21 protein-coding genes are annotated in these 15,402 nt (G+C 75.6%); 20 read left to right on the plus strand and 1 reads right to left on the minus strand.

The genetic code is table 11. From position 1 onward, the window contains the following. The first annotated feature begins 72 nt into the window (after window positions 1-72). From EU555_RS23690 to EU555_RS23700, 3 genes are all read left to right on the plus strand, one after another. Window positions 73-972: a helix-turn-helix domain-containing protein gene (locus EU555_RS23690; RefSeq protein WP_135417682.1), complete on the plus strand. Its 900-nt coding sequence runs from the start codon at window positions 73-75 to the stop codon at window positions 970-972. Beyond that, on the plus strand, window positions 969-1,892 hold the full coding sequence (locus EU555_RS23695; RefSeq protein WP_135417683.1) for an aldo/keto reductase: 924 nt from the start codon (window positions 969-971) through the stop codon (window positions 1,890-1,892). Before EU555_RS23690 ends, EU555_RS23695 begins: the two co-directional genes overlap by 4 nt. A 279-nt stretch (window positions 1,893-2,171) precedes the next feature. After that, window positions 2,172-2,564 (plus strand): hypothetical protein, encoded by a 393-nt coding sequence (locus tag EU555_RS23700; RefSeq protein WP_135417684.1) that lies wholly within the window; start codon window positions 2,172-2,174, stop codon window positions 2,562-2,564. Window positions 2,565-2,607: 43 nt separating this feature from the next. On the opposite strand, the gene EU555_RS23705 is transcribed toward EU555_RS23700, so the two are convergent. Further along, the gene (locus EU555_RS23705; protein WP_245524453.1) at window positions 2,608-3,312 is read right to left on the minus strand and encodes a LexA family transcriptional regulator; all 705 of its coding nucleotides are present in this window, start codon (window positions 3,310-3,312) and stop codon (window positions 2,608-2,610) included. Window positions 3,313-3,697: 385 nt separating this feature from the next. On the opposite strand from EU555_RS23705, the gene EU555_RS23710 reads away from it, so the two are divergent. The 17 genes from EU555_RS23710 (at window position 3,698) to EU555_RS23785 (ending at window position 15,400) form a co-directional block, all read left to right on the plus strand. Next, window positions 3,698-3,922, plus strand: coding sequence for a hypothetical protein (locus EU555_RS23710; RefSeq protein WP_135417685.1), 225 nt, complete (start codon window positions 3,698-3,700; stop codon window positions 3,920-3,922). Window positions 3,923-3,956: 34 nt separating this feature from the next. Further along, window positions 3,957-4,601: a transcription termination/antitermination protein NusG gene (gene nusG / locus EU555_RS23715; RefSeq protein WP_135417686.1), complete on the plus strand. Its 645-nt coding sequence runs from the start codon at window positions 3,957-3,959 to the stop codon at window positions 4,599-4,601. Between the two features lie 285 nt (window positions 4,602-4,886). Next, the gene (locus EU555_RS23720; RefSeq protein ID WP_135417687.1) at window positions 4,887-5,447 is read left to right on the plus strand and encodes a hypothetical protein; all 561 of its coding nucleotides are present in this window, start codon (window positions 4,887-4,889) and stop codon (window positions 5,445-5,447) included. A 22-nt stretch (window positions 5,448-5,469) separates the two neighbouring features. Continuing rightward, the gene (gene terL / locus EU555_RS23725) at window positions 5,470-6,837 is read left to right on the plus strand and encodes a phage terminase large subunit (RefSeq protein WP_135417688.1); all 1,368 of its coding nucleotides are present in this window, start codon (window positions 5,470-5,472) and stop codon (window positions 6,835-6,837) included. After that, a complete protein-coding gene (locus EU555_RS23730; RefSeq protein ID WP_135417689.1) occupies window positions 6,837-8,102 on the plus strand; it encodes a DUF1073 domain-containing protein in 1,266 nt (421 codons plus the stop codon). The genes terL and EU555_RS23730 overlap by 1 nt, the downstream gene beginning before the upstream one ends. A gap of 178 nt (window positions 8,103-8,280) precedes the next feature. Beyond that, window positions 8,281-9,291, plus strand: a complete 1,011-nt coding sequence (locus EU555_RS23735) for a DUF2213 domain-containing protein (protein ID WP_135417690.1) — start codon at window positions 8,281-8,283, stop codon at window positions 9,289-9,291. After that, complete coding sequence (locus EU555_RS23740; protein ID WP_135417691.1) at window positions 9,291-9,734, plus strand: structural cement protein Gp24; 444 nt, start codon at window positions 9,291-9,293, stop codon at window positions 9,732-9,734. The genes EU555_RS23735 and EU555_RS23740 overlap by 1 nt, the downstream gene beginning before the upstream one ends. A gap of 14 nt (window positions 9,735-9,748) precedes the next feature. Next, entirely contained in the window at window positions 9,749-10,696 is a 948-nt protein-coding gene (locus EU555_RS23745) for a DUF2184 domain-containing protein (RefSeq protein ID WP_135417692.1), read from the plus strand. Window positions 10,697-10,709: 13 nt separating this feature from the next. Beyond that, window positions 10,710-10,979, plus strand: coding sequence for a hypothetical protein (locus EU555_RS23750; protein ID WP_135417693.1), 270 nt, complete (start codon window positions 10,710-10,712; stop codon window positions 10,977-10,979). A gap of 1 nt (window position 10,980) precedes the next feature. After that, the gene (locus EU555_RS23755) at window positions 10,981-11,355 is read left to right on the plus strand and encodes a DUF4054 domain-containing protein (protein ID WP_135417694.1); all 375 of its coding nucleotides are present in this window, start codon (window positions 10,981-10,983) and stop codon (window positions 11,353-11,355) included. Then, window positions 11,355-11,657, plus strand: coding sequence for a hypothetical protein (locus tag EU555_RS23760; protein ID WP_135417695.1), 303 nt, complete (start codon window positions 11,355-11,357; stop codon window positions 11,655-11,657). Before EU555_RS23755 ends, EU555_RS23760 begins: the two co-directional genes overlap by 1 nt. After that, window positions 11,657-11,938, plus strand: coding sequence for a hypothetical protein (locus tag EU555_RS23765; protein ID WP_135417696.1), 282 nt, complete (start codon window positions 11,657-11,659; stop codon window positions 11,936-11,938). Before EU555_RS23760 ends, EU555_RS23765 begins: the two co-directional genes overlap by 1 nt. Further along, window positions 11,938-12,357 carry a DUF3168 domain-containing protein gene (locus EU555_RS23770; RefSeq protein WP_135417697.1) on the plus strand — a complete coding sequence of 140 codons (420 nt, stop codon included), beginning with the start codon at window positions 11,938-11,940 and terminating at the stop codon, window positions 12,355-12,357. The genes EU555_RS23765 and EU555_RS23770 overlap by 1 nt, the downstream gene beginning before the upstream one ends. Before the next feature lie 27 nt (window positions 12,358-12,384). Next, the gene (locus tag EU555_RS23775) at window positions 12,385-12,831 is read left to right on the plus strand and encodes a phage tail tube protein (RefSeq protein WP_135417698.1); all 447 of its coding nucleotides are present in this window, start codon (window positions 12,385-12,387) and stop codon (window positions 12,829-12,831) included. Between the two features lie 7 nt (window positions 12,832-12,838). After that, complete coding sequence (locus tag EU555_RS23780; protein WP_135417699.1) at window positions 12,839-13,405, plus strand: gene transfer agent family protein; 567 nt, start codon at window positions 12,839-12,841, stop codon at window positions 13,403-13,405. Continuing rightward, window positions 13,402-14,760 carry a phage tail tape measure family protein gene (locus EU555_RS36325; RefSeq protein WP_167858646.1) on the plus strand — a complete coding sequence of 453 codons (1,359 nt, stop codon included), beginning with the start codon at window positions 13,402-13,404 and terminating at the stop codon, window positions 14,758-14,760. Before EU555_RS23780 ends, EU555_RS36325 begins: the two co-directional genes overlap by 4 nt. Window positions 14,761-14,764: 4 nt before the next feature. Beyond that, on the plus strand, window positions 14,765-15,400 hold the full coding sequence (locus EU555_RS23785) for a DUF2460 domain-containing protein (protein ID WP_135417700.1): 636 nt from the start codon (window positions 14,765-14,767) through the stop codon (window positions 15,398-15,400). Window positions 15,401-15,402 lie beyond the last annotated feature (2 nt).

Below are 15,402 nucleotides of genomic sequence, written 5' to 3' on the forward strand. Positions count from 1 at the left end.
TGACGATGGACGGGGCGAGGAAAAAGTTGGATTTTTCGTCGACCCCGCCCGTTCCGCCCCGGCCCGCCCGCGATGCGCCTCGATCCCGCCCAACTCCCTGCGGTGCCGCATTTCTTCCTGTACGGCGAGGCGCCGCGGGACGCCGACGACCGCTTCCTGCACCTCGAGGCCTTGGACGATCGCAGCCGTCCGAACCGGTGGACCATCCGGCCGCACGTGCATTCCGGCCTGCATCAGGTCCTGCTCATCGCGGAGGGCGCGGGCGAGATGCGGGCCGAGGCCGAGCGCCTCGCCTTCGCGGCGCCGTGCCTGCTCGTCGTGCCGGCCGGCACCGCCCACGGCTTCCGCTTCGCCGACGGCACGGTCGGGGCGGTGCTCACCCTCTCGGCGCGCTACCTGCACGACCTCGGCGGGCGCGAGCCGGAGCTGGCGGGGCTCGTCTCCGCGCCTGCGGCGCTCACGCTGCCGGAGCCGGGCCCGGTCGAGGAGGCCGTGGCCGAGCTCGCCCGGGAACTGGCCTGGGCGGCGCCGGGCCGGCGCGGCGCCATCGAGGCTCACCTGATGCTGATCCTGGTCGCCGGCCTGAGGCGCCTCGCCGCCGCGAAGGCGCCTCAGGCCCCGCCCGGTCCGCAGGCCCTGCTCACCGCGCGCTTCCGCGAACTCGTCGAGGCGCATCACCGCCGCGAGCGCCCGCTCGCGGCCTATGCCGACGACCTCGGGGTGACCGAGGCGCGGCTGCGGGCCGCCTGCCGGGCGGTGGCGGGCGCGAGCCCGGGCCGGATCATCCGCGAGCGCCGCCTGCTCGAGGCCAAGCGCAGCCTGCTCTATTCCGACCTCGGCATCGCCGAGATCGCCTACGGCCTGGGCTTCACCGACCCGGCCTATTTCTCGCGCTTCTTCGCCAAGGGCACCGGAGAGTGCCCGCGGGCGTTTCGCGACAGGCGCGGCGCGGACCGGGGAGAGGCGCGATGACGATGGGGCGGGACGGACTGACGCGGCAGGGCTTTCTCGGCGGCGCGCTCGCCGCCGCGGCGGCGCTCGGGGGCGGTGCGGCCGCGCAGGGCGCGGAGCCGCACCGGCGGCCGATCCCGTCGAGCGGCGAGACCCTGCCGGTGATCGGGCTCGGCACCTGGCGCGGCTTCGACGTCGGGGCGGGTCCCGCCGAGCGGGCGCCCTTGCGGGAGGTGGTGTCGACGCTGCTTTCCGCCGGCGGCCGGGTGATCGATTCCTCGCCGATGTACGGCCGGGCCGAGGGCGTCGCCGGCGACATCGTGGCGGAGCTCAAGGCCCGCGAGCGCAGCTTCCTCGCCACCAAGGTCTGGACCAGCGGCCGCGAGGCCGGCATCGCGCAGATGAAGCGCTCGTTCGCGCTCCTGCGCACCGAGCGCCTGGATCTGATGCAGATCCACAACCTGCTCGACTGGCGCACCCACCTGCCGACGCTGCGGGCCTGGAAGGAGGAGGGACGCATCCGCTATCTCGGCATCTCGCACTACACCGAGAGCGCCTACGACGCCGTCGAGGCGGTGCTGCGGGCCGAGCGGCTCGACGTCCTGCAGATCAACTATGCCCTCGACGACCGGGCGGCGGAGGAGCGCCTTCTGCCGCTCGCCGCCGAGCGGGGCGTGGCGGTGCTGGTCAACCGGCCCTTCGGCGGCGGCGGGCTCCTGCGCCGCCTCGCCCGTCAGCCGCTGCCCGACTACGCGGCGGAGCTCGACTGCACCTCCTGGGCCGAGATCCTGCTCAAGTTCGTGGTCGGCCACCCGGCCGTGACCTGTGCGATCCCCGGCACCGCCGATCCCGGCCACATGGCGGCGAACCTGCGCGCCGGCACCGGGCGCCTGCCGGACGAGGCCCTGCGCCGCCGCATGGCGGCGACCTTGCCGGCCTGACCTGAAGCTGAAGGCAGCAATCGTCGAAGAGCTCGGCAGCAGAGCGGCACCGGAACGCCGCCGCTTACAGTCAAGCCGGCGGAAAGGAATCCCCGACCCGCCATATTGCTGCCGTTCTGCCCGTGTTAAGGATCCCTCATCCACATCGGTCCACGTCGAGCGCGCGATCCTGAGCGGTCGTGCCGCGGACGGTCGCGGTTTTCGCGACGACATTCTGCCAGCCTCACCAACCGGCCAAGCTTCGACAATTCGGCCGGGCTCGAACGATCCGGGGGTCCCATGCTCAAGTCGTCCATCGCCGCTCTCGTCCTCTGCGCCGCGCTGCCGGCCAGCCTGCAGCCGGCGGCGGCGGAGGGACGGAGCTTCAACGGAACCTGGTCGGTGCAGCTCGTCACCGAATCGGGCCTCTGCGACAGCCGCTACAGCGTGGCGCTGGCGATCACCGACGGCGACGTGCGGGTGGCTTCGGCAGGCGAGGGCGGCGCGACGGTGAGCGGGCGCATCGGGCCGGACGGCAATGTCGGGCTGACCGTCCGCCGCGGCTCGGCGAGCGGCGCCGCCTCGGGCCGGCTCCAGGCCAATTCCGGCGCCGGCACCTGGAGCGTCTCCGCCCTCTGCTCCGGCCGCTGGACCGCGCAGCGCCGCACCGCCCGGGTCGCGCAGGCGGACTGATCGCGCGCGGATCGCTGCGGGATGCAGTGATCGTCGCCGTGAGTCACGCGCCGGCCGTCGAGCCGGCGCAGAACCGGCTCCAGTGCTGGGCATGCACGGTGCTGATGATGCCCGAGGCCCAGACCAGGCGGCGGTCGGGCATCAGCGGCGCGTTGTGGCTCTCGAGGTGATAGGCGCCGCGCTGCGAGCCGCGCAAAATCTTCTTCAGGAAGCGGTGCCCCTCCGCCGTCGCGACGGCCGCGTAGAGGTCGAGCAGGCGCTCCGGGCTCTCCCCTGCCTCGGCGCAGAGCACCACGTCGTCCGGCTCGTATTTCGGATACATCGACAGGCCGGCGACCCGGAACGCGATGGTGCCGGGCGGCACCCGGAACGGCACCGCGATGCGGAAGAGGTCGCCCTCGGGCCCGGGCTGCTCGTCCCCGGTGTCGATCAAGCCGCCGGCGCTGATCAATCCCTTCACCCCCACGATCTGACTTCCGTCCGCTTGCGGCTCCGGCGCGTCGTCGTCGCCGAACAGGAGTCCCTTGGCGCTGACCTCGACGCCGTCGCGGCGGAAGCGGGCGGCGTAGCGTTCGGCATCGTCCTGCCCGATGGTCCGGGTGCCGGCCTCGTGCGCCCGGTAGGTGCTCTCCGGCCAGGCATTCTGCAGCGCGGCGTCCCGCGCCGAGCGGTAGCCGGCAGCGATGCGCGCCTGGCGCAGCCGCTCGCCCTGGGCCGTCCGAACCCGGTTCTCTGCGAGATGAATCACCTCAGCGAATATCCTCGGCACTTGAGGTATTGAGCATGATCATTACATCATGTAGCGACTTCGGTCGCAAGGACCGCGAGACCCTCCGCTCGCGCGTCCCTCGTCCTGTCCCTGGGGCAGCCTATCCCAGGGGCGCCCGTGCGCCGTCTTCCTCGTGGCGGGAGTTCTCCGATGGTCCACCGATTTCTCGCGCCCCACCGCGCATCGCCCGTCGACGGGGCGGGTCGGTTGCGCAACGCCGGAATGCCTCGGGACGATCCGGGGCCGCCGGCATCGGGCCGATTCGGCGGCGAATTGCCACAACGGGATCGCATCGCCCGGAAACGCCTGGCGGCCTGCCGCGAAGCCCCTCGCCCTGCGGCCCGCTCCGGGGCAGGAGGAGCGCATGAAGGTTGCCTTGATCGTGCTGTGGACCCTCGCGGCGGGGGTCGGCCTGTTCCTGATGGTGCGCAGCCGGATCGTGCGCATGACGGAGGCATTGACGCGGGAAGCCGCGCAGGGCCGCCGCGATGCGCCGGATCGCCGCGACCCGCAGGGCTCACGGGACCCGCAAGGCCCCCGCGACGCGCAGAGTCGCCGCGACGCGCAGAGTCGCCGCGACGAGGCCTGAGCGGGGTCGCGCTCGGGCGACCGGGGAGGGCGGCGTGAGCCGGTCCAAGCGCCGCATCCCCCGCCGCCGCCGCGAGGTCCTGGCGCAGGGCCGTCCGCCGGCGGACCGCGCGGCCGAGATCAGCCGCCGGCGCCGCCGGCGGGTCCGGCCCGCCCGCATCGTGCTGGAGGCCGATCGGGTCTGGCTCGTCGCCGAGACGAAGCCGCGCTGGGCCGCCCGGGCCGCCCGCGACCTCGCGGCCGCCGGCATCCCGGCCTTCGACCCGCGGGAAGAGGTGGAGCTGACCTCGCCCACGGGCCGCCGCCGCACCGCCCGGCTGCCGCTCCTCCACCGCACGATCTTCGTCGGCCTGACGGATGACGGGGACCTCGCGCGGGTCGAGGGCCATCCGGGCATCGACCGGGTCCTGTTTCGCGACGGCCGCGCGGTCGTGATCGCGCCGTCCGTGCTCCAGGGCTTCGCCGATGCGGTCACCGGGCATGGCGGCGACGAGGAGGCGGTCGCGGCCGTGCTGCTCGCCCTCGGCGACGGCGTGCGGGTGACGGAGGGACCGCTGGCGGCCCTGCGCGGAACGATCGAGGCGATCGACCCGGCCCGCCGGCGCTACCGGGTCGCCCTCTCGCTGTTCGGGCGCGAGACCCCGGTTGTGCTCACCGAGGGGCAGATCGAGCGCGAGTGACGGCGTCGAAAAAATCGCGTCCCGCCGAAGAGAACATTTGACGAACATCGGCGGGGCGGGTACAAAGGCCGCAGGTTATCCGGGTCTGCGGCCTGCCCTTGGAGGATGTGGCTGCTCGACTGCCCCGCGACGCGGGGATGTGTCCCCGGACCCGGCCCACGGCATCACCGAGGCGACGGGCGGCGCGTGCCCACCGGCCGCCGATTGGCGACTCACCTCTGCGGGTCGCTCCGGGCCGCGCCGCGCGTCTCCCACAATCCAAGAGGCGATATGGCCAAAGGCACCATGGCACGGCGAGTCATCGACTGGGCGGGCATCGCGGCGGCTTATCGGACGACGCCGGAGGCGGGGCCTGCGATCGCGCGTCGATTCGGGATCAGCCCGGCGACGCTCCGGCGCCGGGCCCGGGCGGAGGGGTGGGGGGTCGCGAAGACCCCGCGCGACGAACCGCCCTCCGGCGACGTGCTCGGCGGCCACCGCCTCGTGGTGGCGCAGGGCGCCGCCCTCACGCTGCAGCTCCTCGACGACCTCCAGGCCGCCGCCGGGGAGCCCGTGCCCGAGGACGGCACGGAGGAGGGCGGTCTCGCCCGCGCGGCGGTCCTGCAGAAGCGCATCGCGGCCCTGCGCGACCTCGCCGCCGCGGCGCGGCTGTGGATCGCCCTCGAGCGGCAGGCCTGGGATCTCGACAAGGAAGAGGGGAAGCTCCGTGACGGCACCGCGCTCCCCGATCCCGCCGCGATCCTCCGCCTCCTCGACGGCGAGCAGCGGGCCCAGCTCCGGGCCATCGCCGAGCGCCTGGCTGACCGACCCGCCGGCCCTGCTGCGGGCGCTCGACCGGCTCGATAGCGAGGAGAGCCTGGCGGGCTTCGTGCGCCGGGCCTGGCCGGCGATCGAGCCGGGCAGCGCCTACATCCACGGCTGGCACATCGACGCGGTCAGCGCCCATCTGGAGGCGGTCACCGCCGGGCAGATCACCCGGCTCCTGATCAACGTGCCGCCCGGCACGATGAAGAGCCTGCTCGCCGGCGTGTTCTGGCCGGCCTGGGAATGGGGGCCGAGGAACCGCCCCGCCTTGCGCACCGTCGCGGTCTCGCACACCGAGCGGCTGGCGCTGCGCGACAACCTGCGCACCCGGCGCCTGATCACCTCGCCCTGGTACCGGGCCCTGTGGGGCGAGCGGGTGCGCCTCACCCGCGACCAGAACCGCAAGGGCCGGTTCGAGACCACGGCGTCGGGCCTGCGGGAGGCGGTCTCGGCCGGCTCGATCACCGGCTCGCGCGGCGACCGGGTGATCCTCGACGACCCGATCTCCGTCGAGGGCGCCGGGTCCGAGCGGGTGCGCGAGGCGGTCGAGCGCTGGTTCCTCGAAGCCGTGCCGACCCGCCTCAACGACCCGGTCCGCTCGGCGATCGTGGTGATCATGCAGCGGCTGCACGAGCGCGACCTGTCGGGCGTGATCCTGGCGAAGAACCTCGGCTACGAGCACCTGATGCTGCCGATGGAGTTCGAGCCGGAGCGCGCCTGCGCCACCCGGATCGGCTTCCGGGATCCGCGCCGCGAGCCGGGCGAACTGCTCTTCCCGGCCCGCTTTCCCAGGGCGGCGGTGGAGCGCGACAAGGCCGCGATGGGCGCCTACGCGGCGGCCAGCCAGTACCAGCAGCGGCCGGCCCCCCGGGACGGCGGGCTGTTCAGGCGCGGCTGGTTCACCCTGGTGCGGGCCTTGCCCGCGGGCTGCGCCCATGTGCGGGCCTGGGACCTCGCCGCCAGCGTGCCGCGGGCCGGGCGCCAGCCGGACTACACCGCCGGCGTCAAGCTCGCGCGGGCGCCCGACGGCCGGCTCTACGTCGTGGATGTCCGCCGCGACCGGCTCTCGGCCGGCGGGGTCGAGCGGCTGATCCTCGCCACCGCCGCCGAGGACGGGCCGTCCTGCCGGATCTCGCTGCCGCAGGATCCGGGCCAGGCCGGCAAGGCGCAGGCGCAGTACCTCGTCGGGCGGCTGTCCGGCTACGACGTCAGGGCCTCGCTGGAGAGCGGCGACAAGGCGACCCGCGCCGCCCCGGTCTCGGCCCAGGCCGAGGCCGGCAACCTGCACCTCGTCGCCGGCCCCTGGAACGAGGCCTTCCTCGACGAGCTCTGCGCCTTTCCCAACGGCGCCTTCCTCGACCAGGTCGACGCCCTCTCGCGCGCCTTCTCGGCGCTCGCCCGGCCGGGATACGGCCTGCTCGGAGTCCTGTGATGTGGCTCGCCGACCGCCTCGCCAACCTCGTCTCCGGCCTCGGCGGCCAGCGGGACAAGACCACCGGCAACCTGCACGTCCACGTGCCCCGCGCCCGCGCGGAGCTCGACGCCGCCTACCGGGACAACTGGCTCGCCCGCAAGGTCGTCGACATCGTGCCCTTCGACATGCTCCGGGAGTGGCGCGCCTGGCAGGCGCCGCCGGAGGTCGCGGCGGCGCTCGCCGCGAGCGAGGAGCGCCTGTCCTTGCGCGACCGCCTGCTGCGGGCCCTGCGCCTCGCGCGCCTCCACGGCGGCGCCGCGCTCCTGATCGGCGACGGCGCCCCGGATCCGGGCCTGCCGCTCGACCCCGAGACGGTCGGGCAGGGCGCCTTGCGCTACCTCCACGTCCTGCCCCGGGCCGCGATCCAGGCCGGCCCCATCGAGCGCGACCCGCTCTCGCCCTGGTTCGGCGAGCCGACGGTCTACACGATCGCCGGGGGGCAGGCGGTGCATCCCTCGCGGGTCGTGCGCCTCCTCGGCGCAGCCCTGCCCGACGCGGAGACCGGGGACGCGTTCGGCGACAGCGTGCTCCAGGCGCTCCTCGAGGCGATCGACCAGGCGAGCGCGGCCTGCGCCCACATCGCCGCGATGCTGCCCGAGGCCAAGCAGGACGTGATCTCGGTGCCGGGCCTGTCGCAAGCCCTCTCGACCGAGGACGGCACCCGGCTTCTCACCGAGCGCTTCGCCTACGCGGCGCGGATGAAGGGCCTGTTCGGGATGCTGCTCCTCGAGGGCGACGGCCGCTCGCCGGAGGGCGAGCGCTATCAGCAGAAGCAGCTCGACTTCTCGGGCCTGCCGGAGGTGGCGCGCCTCTTCCTGCAGGTCGCGGCGGGGGCCGCCGACATCCCGGTGACGCGGCTTCTCGGCCAGTCGCCCGCCGGCCTCAACGCCACCGGCGAATCCGACCTGCGCAACTACCACGACCACATCGCGGCGCGGCAGGCCGTCGAGCTGACGCCGGCCATCGCCCGCCTCGACCGGCTGCTGATCCGCGACGCCCTCGGGCGCTCGGACCCCGCCTTGCGCTACGCGTGGCGACCGCTGGCCCAGGCGAGCGAGCGCGAGAAGGCGGAGATCGGCCGTCTCAAGGCCGAGACCGCCGCGACCCTCGCCCGCGAGGGCGTGGTGCCGCCCGCCGTGCTCGGCCGCGGCGTCGAGGGCTGGCTCTCGGCCGCCGACCTCTTCCCCGGCATCGCCGCGGCCTTCGGCCGGCCGGCGGGCTGAGAGCGGCCTTCCCGACTCCTTCGATCTCCCGAGCGGGCCGACACCGATCCACTTCGGCGAAGAAGGCCCAGATTTCTCCTCTCCCCGCGGGCGGGGAGAGTGCGCGCAGCCCGGCGTGTGAACCGACGGTCCTGGTCGGGAGCGAAATCAAACCTCCCTCAACGCGAGACGACTCCCCATGCAACTCTTCGACCGGTTCACCCTCGGCCCCGCGGCCGAGATCGCGGGCGCGCGTCCGCTCGGCAACGGCGCCCTGGTGGTGCAGGCCCGGGCGGCGCGCGCCGGCAACGTCCAGGTCTATCGCGGCGACGAGGTCGCGCGGCCGGACCTGGCGCAGGTCCGGATCTACCGCGACCCGGACGAGATCTTCCGGCCCGAGTCCCTGCGCAGCTTCGGCCACAAGCCCGTCACCCTCGACCACCCGCCCGAGGCGGTGACGCCCCGGACCTGGCGCGGGGTCGCCCGCGGCCATGTCGGCGACGAGGTGGTGCGCGACGGCGCCTTCGTGCGCATCCCGATGCTGCTCGCCGATTCCGCCGCGATCGCGGCGGTGCAGGCCGGGCGGCGCGAGGTCTCGGTCGGCTACGCCTGCGACCTCGACTGGACCCCCGGCACGACCCCGGACGGGGAGCCCTACGACGCCCGCCAGACCCGGGTCGTCGTCGACCACGTCGCGATCGTGGCTCAAGGCCGCGCCGGACCGGAATGCCGCATCGGCGACGCCGACCTCGCCAGGCGCCTCGCGGACGCCGAGGCCCGGGCGCAGGCCGCCGAGACGCGGGCGCAGGCCGCCGAGACCGCGCTGGCGCAGCGCGACGGCGAGGTCGCGGCGCTCCGCGCCCGGGTGCCGAACGAGGCGGCCCTCGACGCGCTGGCGGCCGAGCGCGGCGCCCTGGTGGCGCAGGCCCGCCGGATCCTCGGCGACGCCTTCGATCCCGCCGGCCTCACCCCCGAGGCGATCCGGCGCGCGGCGGTGGCCCGCGCCCTCGGCGAGGCGGACGCCGCCGCGATGGGCGCCGCCGCGCTCGAGGGCGCCTTCCGGGTGATCGCCGCCGGCCCGCCTCCCGCCGCCGACCCGCTGCGCGACGCCCTGCGCGACCGCCGCCCCGACGCCCTCACCCCGGAGGCGGCCCACGCCGCCATGGTCGAGACCCTCCGCACCGCCTGGAAACCCGCAGGAGCCCGCTGATGCCCCCCGTCCAGACCAGCTATCCCGACCGCCCGGCCGCCGCCTACGAGGGCATGCTGGCCGACCAGAATCCGGCCACGATCCTCAGCCGCACCGTCGAGACCCCGGAGGGCATCGGCTTCGGCCGCGCCGCCTTCCAGGGCGCCCGCGACGAGGGCATCGCCGCCGCGGGCGCGATCTTCCGCGGCATCGTGCTGGCCGACCGCAACGCGCGGCCGAGCCCGAGCGGGGCCGACCTCTTCGCCAGGGGCGAGACCGCGCCCGTGCTGGTGCGCGGCGCCGTCTGGGTCGTCACGGCGTCCGCCGCGAGCGCCGGCAGTCCCGCCTACGTCACGCCCGCCGGCGCGGTCACGGCCAGCGCCTCCGGCACCACCCCGGTCCCGAACGCCCTGTTCGACACCTCCGCGCCCGCCGGCGGCCTCGTCCGCCTGCGCCTGAACTGAACGAGGCACGAGCCATGACCCGCCCCCTCCTCACCGACGCGCCCCGGGCACTCGCCTTCCTGGTCAGCCAGCAGGCCTTCATCGAGCCGACCGTCTACCGGGCGCAGTACCCGGCGATCCGCTACCCGCGCCTCGTGCCGGTCGACACCGCGGCGCCCGAATGGGTGCCGACCGTGACCTACTTCTCGGTCGACCGGGTCGGGCAGGCGACCTGGGTCCACGGCGCCGCCGCCGACCTGCCGAAGGCCGAGCTCACGCGCCGCCAGCACGAGACCGCCGTCGCCATGGCGGGGATCGGCTACGGCTACGACCTGGAGGAGCTCGGCAAGGCCCAGCTCCTCGGCATGACTCTCGACGCCGACAAGGCCGACGCGGCCCGGCTCGCCTCGGAGGAGTTCATCGACCAAGTCGCGCTCCTGGGCGATCCGGCGAAGGGCTTCTCCGGCCTCCTCAACCATCCGGGCGTGACGGTGGGCAGCGCCGCCGCCACGGGCGCCAACGGCAGCACCGCCTGGGCCCAGAAGAGCCCGGAGCAGATCCTCGCCGACGTCAACGGCCAGCTGATCGGCATCTTCACCGGCTCGAACACCGTCGAGATGGCCGACACCCTGCTGCTCCCCTACGAGCAGATGCTCGGCATCGGCCTGCGCCGCCTCGACGGGATCAGCCCGCTCACGCTCCTCGACTGGATCCGGCGCCACAACGTCTACACCCTGGAGACCGGGCAGGACCTGACGGTCTACGGCGTGCGGGCGCTCGAGACCGCCGGCACCGGCGGCACCGCCCGGATGGTCGCGTATCGCCGCGACCCCTCGGTGCTGAAGCTGTGGCTGCCGATGCCGTTCCGGTTCTTCCCGGCCTGGCAGACCGGCCCGTGGCGCTTCGAGGTGCCGGGCGCCTTCCGGCTCGGCGGCCTCGACATCCGCCGGCCCGCCGCCTGCCGCTACCTCGACGGCATCTGAAGGGAGGCGCGCCATGATGCGGGTGACGAACCACGCGGCCGGTCCCCGGCTGGTCTGGCCGAAGGGGGCGCGAGCCCCCCGGCTCCTCGTGCCGGGCGAGAGCGCGGTGATCGCGCTCCCCGACCGGCCGGACCCCTGCCTCGCCGCCTGGGAGGCGGCGGGGGAGGTGCGGGTCGAGGCGGCGGATCCCGGGACCGGGCCGCAGGAAGCGCCGTCGCAGGAGCCGGCGCCGCGGCCGGAGCGGCGCCGGGGCCGCGAGCGGCTGACGGACGGGGAGGCGTGAGATGGCGGAGGCGATCACGCCCGACGCCTTCCGGGCCCGCTTCCCGGCCTTCGCGGGGGTTCCCGACGCCGCCATCGCCGGGGCGCTGGCGGAGGCGGCCCCCCGGATCGGCGCGGGCTGGCAACCGGCCGACGCCGTCCTCGGGCGGATGCTGCATGCCGCCCATACCCTCACCCTCGACGGGCAGGGTGGCCCGGAGGCCGAGCTCGCCCGGGCGGGCGCCCTCGACCTCAAGGCCCTGCGCAGCGGCACGCTCCATCTCGAGCGCCGCGACCCGCCCGCCGAAGACCTGCCGGGGACGCTGGGGCTCACCTCCTACGGGCGGCGCTTCCACGAGGTGATGCGCCGCAACGGCCTCGGCGTGGCGGTGGTGTGATGGGCCTCCTCGACGGACTCGGCCGCCATCTCGGGGACGTCCTGGCCGTCCTCTTCGACGACGCCGTCCTGCATCGGGCCGGCGTCGCGGACGAACCGGTCCGGGCCCGGCGCGACGGCGCCCGGGAGGCGAGCGAGGAGCCGGGCCTCCCGGGCCGCCTGGTGCGGATCATCGTGCTGACGCCCGGCCCCGCGCCGGATCCCGACGACGAGATCACCCTGGCGGGGACCCGCTACCGCATCGTCGCGGTGGAGACCGACCCCGCCGGCAGCCACGCCATCATCCAGGGACGACCATTGTGATGCCGAGAGCCGAGACCGGTCCCCTCCAGGCGCGGCTCGCGCGCCTCGCCCGCACCGGCAGCGACGCCGCGCGGGCCCGCGCGCGAGACGCTGCCGCCGCCCTCGCGGCGGACATCGCGCAGGCGCTGCCGGACGGGCGCGCCGAGGCGGCGCCGACGCCGGGCGGCAGCGCCGTCACGGTCGAGGCGCCGGGCCTCGCCGCGCGGGAATTCGGCACCGCGACCCGGAGCGCCCGCCCGGTGATCGGTCCGGCCGTCGCGCGCCTCCCCGGGGGGGCGTGATGGCCGGCCTCGACCTCTCGCCGGACGTGCTCCGGGCGGTGCGCGCCCGCCTCCTCGCCGATCCGCCCCTGCGCGCCCTCGTCGGCGGCCGGGTGCGCGAGGCGGTGAGCGCGCGCGAGGAATGGCCGTTCCTGCGCGTCGATCCGCCGGAGGTGAGCCCCTACGAGGCGCAACGCTGGCGCGGCTGCGCCTGCCGCCTGACGGTCCACGCCTTCCTGCGCGGCGCCCGCGGCCTCGGGCCGGTGCAGGCGCTGCTTGCCGCCGTGGCCCAGGCCCTCGACGAGGCCGACCTCACCCTCGACCGCGGCGAACTGCTCTGGATCGCCCACGAGCGCAGCCTGGTGCTGCCGGAGCCCCTCGGGCCCGGCTCCTGGCACGGCGTCGCCCGCTTCGCCGCCGTCGCGGCCGAGACGACCTGACCCTCCAACCCTCCCGGGAGACCCGCCATGACCCAGCCCGCCACCCTGCCGTTCTCGGCGATCGCCGTGAAGCTCGAGAGCCCGACCACCGCCGACACCTTCGAGGCGCCCTGCGGCCTCACCGAGCGCGCGGTGCAGTTCACCAAGGAGACCAACAGCGCCGTCGTGCCGGACTGCGCCAACGAGGACGCCGCCCCCTTCGTCGAGCGGGTCGCGGTCTCGAAATCCGTCGCGGTCTCCGGCAAGGGCGTGATGGCCCGCCAGAGCATCGCCCGCTGGCGCGCCGCCTTCGAGGCGGACGCCCCGGTCAAGGCCCGGGTCGAGGTGGCCGGCACCGCCGCCGAGGGCGGCGGCCATTGGGACGGGCTCTTCCACCTCACGAGCTTCGAGGTCGGCGCCGTGCGGGGCGAGCGCTGCAGCGTCGCGGTGGCGATGCAGTCGACCGGGCCGGTGCCCTTCACGGCCGCCGCGTGAGGCGCTCATGAGCCGCGACGGCCATATCGACCTCGACCTCGACGGCACCACCCGGCGCTTCCGCCTCGCCATCGGCGACCTCGAGGCGCTCCAGGAGGCGACCGGGGCGGGGCCGGCCGCCCTGCTGCACGGCTTCCATGCCGGCCGGCGCTACCGCTTCCGCGACGTGCGCGACGTGCTGCGCCTGGGGCTCATCGGCGGCGGCACCCCGGTGCCGCAGGCCCACGCCATCGCCCGGAGTCTCGACGGGCTGCCCTGCATCCCGCTCATCGCCAAGGCCGCCCTGGTGCTGGCCGCGGGCCTCGAGGGCGCCGAGGACGAGCGGGTCGGCCGGCCCGCCGGCGCGGCCGGGCCGGAGGGCCGGATCGCCTTCGCGGCCTTCTACGCGGCCGCCGCCGCCATGGGCCTGCCCGCCGCCGACCTGCGGGCGATGAGCCTGTGGCAGCTCGCCGCCTATATCGACGGCTTCAACCGCGCCCGCGACCCGGAGGCGGCGCAGGACCTGACGCCGCAGGAGGAGGACGCGCTCTGGGCTTGGCTCCAGGGCGCCGGGCACGAGGGACCGCCCGCATGACGACCGAGATCGAGCGCCTGGTGGTCTCGCTCGAGGCCAATGTCGAGGCCTACGAGCGCGAGCTCGCCCGGGCCGGGCCGGTGGCCGAGCGGGCGATGGGGCAGGCCGAGCAGGCGGTCGAGGCCGGGGCCGGCCGCATCGGGGCCGCGATGGCCCGCGCGGGCGCCGAGGTGCGCGACGAGCTCGCCCGTATGGCCGGAGCCGAGACCCTGGGCCGGCTCCAGCGCGCGGCCGAGCAGGTCGCCGCCCTGCCGGCCGCGGCCGGCGACGGCGCCGCCCTGCGGCGGGTCGACGAGGCGGTCGGCGGTCTCACCGCCCGCCTCGGAGAGGCCGGGGCCGCCTCCCGGGAGGCGGTGGCAGGGTTCGAGGCGGTGGCGGGCGCCGTCGGCGGGATCGCCGCCAAGATTCCTGCCGCCGCCGATCTTGTCGAGGATCTCGGCCGGCGGGTGCGGGCGGCCTCGCAAGGCGGCGCGGCGATCCGCGCCCGCATCGCCGACGCCTTCGCGATCAGCGACGCGGAACCCCGCGGCAGCTTCGCCCCGGCCCTCGCCGCCGAGGCCCCGCCCGCACCGGCACCCGCCCGGACCCCGGCGCGGACGGCCCCGGCCAGGGCCGCGGCGGAGGAGGGCGACGACGCCTTCCGCAGCGAGGTCGCCCGCCTGACCCGGCGCACCGGCGCCCTGAAGGTCGAAGCCGAGGCGGTCGGCCGCGAGGAGGGGGCGGCGGCCCAGGCCGAGGCGGCGTTCCGCCTGCTCGAGGCGGCCAAGAAGGCCGACCTCGCGGTGACGCCGGCCCTGCGCGAGGAGGTCGACCGGGTGGCCGAGGCCTACGGGCAAGCCACCGCCCAGGTCGCCCGGGCGGAGGCCGCCCAGCGCGCCGCCCAATCCGCCTCGCGGGAACTCGGGGCGGCGCTGTCCGACAGCTTCAAGGGCGCGATCCTGCACGGCGAGCGCCTGACCAGCGTGATCGCGCGGCTCGCCACCACGCTCGCGAGCCGGGGCATCGACCGGGCCTTCGACGGCCTGTTCGGCCGCGGCGGCCCGGCCGGCGACTTCATCGGAGACGCGCTCGGCCAGCTCGGCCTGACCCCGAACCCGACCGGCCGCGCCGCCGGCGGCCCGGTGACGCCGGGCGTCGCCTACACGGTGGGCGAGAGCGGGCGCGAGACCTTCGTGCCGCTCCAGCCCGGGCGCATCCTGCCGGCGGCCCACGGCGTCGCGCCGCCGGCCCCCGCCCCGACCGTCCGCGTCTCGGTGTCGATCGCCACCCCGGACGCCCCGAGCTTCGCGCGCTCGGAGGCGCAGGTCACCGCCGCCCTGGCGCGGGCGGTCCAGCGCGGCCTGCGGAGCCTGTGACGCGATGCCGAGCCCCTTCCACGAGGTGCGCTTCCCCCTCAACCTCTCCTACGGCTCCCGCGGCGGGCCGGAGCGGCGCACCGAGATCGTGACCCTCGGCTCCGGCGACGAGGAGCGCAACGCCCTCTGGCGCCACTCCCGCCGCAGCTACAATGCGGGGCCGGCCCTGCGCCGGGCCGAGGACGTCGCCGTGCTGATCGCGTTCTTCGAGGAACGCCGGGGCCCGCTCTACGGATTCCGCTGGCGCGACACCTTCGACCACGCCTCCGCGCCGCCCGGAACCCCGATCCGCCCGACCGACCAGGCGCTCGGCCGCGGCGACGGGACCCGCACGGCGTTCGCGCTGCAGAAGACCTATGGCGGCGCCTTCGCGCCCTATGCGAGGCCGATCGTGAAGCCCGTCGCCGGCACGGTGCGGGTCGCCCTCGACGGGGTCGAGCAGGGGGCCGACCGCTTCACGCTCGATCCGGCGACCGGCCTCGTCACCTTCCGGGTGGCGCCTGCGGTCGGGGCCGCGGTGACGGCGGGCTTCGCCTTCGACGTGCCGGTGCGCTTCGCCACCGACCGCCTCAGCATCGACCACCAGGCGGTCCTCGCCGGGCTGGTCGCCGACATTCCGGTCATCGAGCTGCGCCGATGATG

The sequence above is a fragment of the Methylobacterium nonmethylotrophicum genome (assembly GCF_004745635.1).
GTDB classification, from domain to species: domain Bacteria; phylum Pseudomonadota; class Alphaproteobacteria; order Rhizobiales; family Beijerinckiaceae; genus Methylobacterium; species Methylobacterium nonmethylotrophicum.

Excerpts from the sequence above, each read along its gene's own strand:
- EU555_RS23690 (WP_135417682.1), top strand. The coding sequence starts at position 73 with ATGCGCCTCGATCCCGCCCAACTCCCTGCGGTGCCGCATTTCTTCCTG.
- EU555_RS23695 (WP_135417683.1), top strand. The coding sequence starts at position 969 with ATGACGATGGGGCGGGACGGACTGACGCGGCAGGGCTTTCTCGGCGGC.
- EU555_RS23700 (WP_135417684.1), top strand. The coding sequence starts at position 2,172 with ATGCTCAAGTCGTCCATCGCCGCTCTCGTCCTCTGCGCCGCGCTGCCG.
- EU555_RS23710 (WP_135417685.1), top strand. The coding sequence starts at position 3,698 with ATGAAGGTTGCCTTGATCGTGCTGTGGACCCTCGCGGCGGGGGTCGGC.
- EU555_RS23720 (WP_135417687.1), top strand. The coding sequence starts at position 4,887 with ATGGCACGGCGAGTCATCGACTGGGCGGGCATCGCGGCGGCTTATCGG.
- EU555_RS23730 (WP_135417689.1), top strand. The coding sequence starts at position 6,837 with ATGTGGCTCGCCGACCGCCTCGCCAACCTCGTCTCCGGCCTCGGCGGC.
- EU555_RS23735 (WP_135417690.1), top strand. The coding sequence starts at position 8,281 with ATGCAACTCTTCGACCGGTTCACCCTCGGCCCCGCGGCCGAGATCGCG.
- EU555_RS23740 (WP_135417691.1), top strand. The coding sequence starts at position 9,291 with ATGCCCCCCGTCCAGACCAGCTATCCCGACCGCCCGGCCGCCGCCTAC.
- EU555_RS23745 (WP_135417692.1), top strand. The coding sequence starts at position 9,749 with ATGACCCGCCCCCTCCTCACCGACGCGCCCCGGGCACTCGCCTTCCTG.
- EU555_RS23750 (WP_135417693.1), top strand. The coding sequence starts at position 10,710 with ATGATGCGGGTGACGAACCACGCGGCCGGTCCCCGGCTGGTCTGGCCG.
- EU555_RS23755 (WP_135417694.1), top strand. The coding sequence starts at position 10,981 with ATGGCGGAGGCGATCACGCCCGACGCCTTCCGGGCCCGCTTCCCGGCC.
- EU555_RS23760 (WP_135417695.1), top strand. The coding sequence starts at position 11,355 with ATGGGCCTCCTCGACGGACTCGGCCGCCATCTCGGGGACGTCCTGGCC.
- EU555_RS23765 (WP_135417696.1), top strand. The coding sequence starts at position 11,657 with ATGCCGAGAGCCGAGACCGGTCCCCTCCAGGCGCGGCTCGCGCGCCTC.
- EU555_RS23770 (WP_135417697.1), top strand. The coding sequence starts at position 11,938 with ATGGCCGGCCTCGACCTCTCGCCGGACGTGCTCCGGGCGGTGCGCGCC.
- EU555_RS23775 (WP_135417698.1), top strand. The coding sequence starts at position 12,385 with ATGACCCAGCCCGCCACCCTGCCGTTCTCGGCGATCGCCGTGAAGCTC.
- EU555_RS23780 (WP_135417699.1), top strand. The coding sequence starts at position 12,839 with ATGAGCCGCGACGGCCATATCGACCTCGACCTCGACGGCACCACCCGG.
- EU555_RS36325 (WP_167858646.1), top strand. The coding sequence starts at position 13,402 with ATGACGACCGAGATCGAGCGCCTGGTGGTCTCGCTCGAGGCCAATGTC.
- EU555_RS23785 (WP_135417700.1), top strand. The coding sequence starts at position 14,765 with ATGCCGAGCCCCTTCCACGAGGTGCGCTTCCCCCTCAACCTCTCCTAC.